This window comes from Candidatus Symbiopectobacterium sp. NZEC135, assembly GCF_025962695.1.
This window is the reverse complement of sequence record NZ_JAGFPF010001161.1, coordinates 1-680: the sequence shown is the minus strand read 5'-3', so window position 1 is coordinate 680 and position 680 is coordinate 1. Positions and strand designations below refer to the sequence as shown.

Below are 680 nucleotides of genomic sequence, written 5' to 3'. Positions count from 1 at the left end.
GCAATAAACGACTCACCTTTACCCCGGCCGAGCATTAAACACGATAAAAACATCGGCAACAATAGATATAGTCAATTGTTAGCACGAACTGATTTTTTTCGTAATAAATTCCGCTTTCATTTGGTTTTTTTATTTTTGAACATGAAAAACCATTGGCCATCAGCGCCTTTTTACACCGTGTATTTATTCGCCCTGCTCCGGGCATAATAACAGTAGATATTTCTCGGGTTTTAGCCAGGAAATATTAATTTATTTTTATATATAGCAAACTAATAATTATACAAAGTCACAGTGAATATCCGGTATCACTCCCTTTAGTGAGGAAAATGTTACCCATAACCTTGCGATAACATGGCAAAAGATCAGGCATTTCCTTCATGAAGCAGGTGCAATATTGCGGTTTTGTAACAGACTTGAAATAGGTTTATCACGCTTTAGCATCGTGCTGAACGGCTTGCGCCTCAGCACTGATTTTCTGTCAGATGTAACAAGGACGTTGCCAAGTCAGGTCGTAATCGTTAGACTGAGTTAATCACTTAAAATGAATAAGTTCATCAAAGTTAGTCTCACAAAATGAAAGGTGGGTGTATGGACCTGACGCAGCTTCGGATGTTCTGCCTGGTGGCGGAAACGGGCTCAGTGGCTCGCGCCGCCGAACTGTTGCAGCGTGTCCCCTCAAA

1 protein-coding gene is annotated in these 680 nt (G+C 41.2%); it reads left to right on the top strand.

The window, feature by feature from the left end:
• Positions 1–588: 588 nt before the first annotated feature.
• Positions 589–680, top strand: a 92-nt coding sequence (locus J5224_RS33075) for a LysR family transcriptional regulator (RefSeq protein WP_264629137.1), incomplete at its 3' end; no start/stop codon positions are given.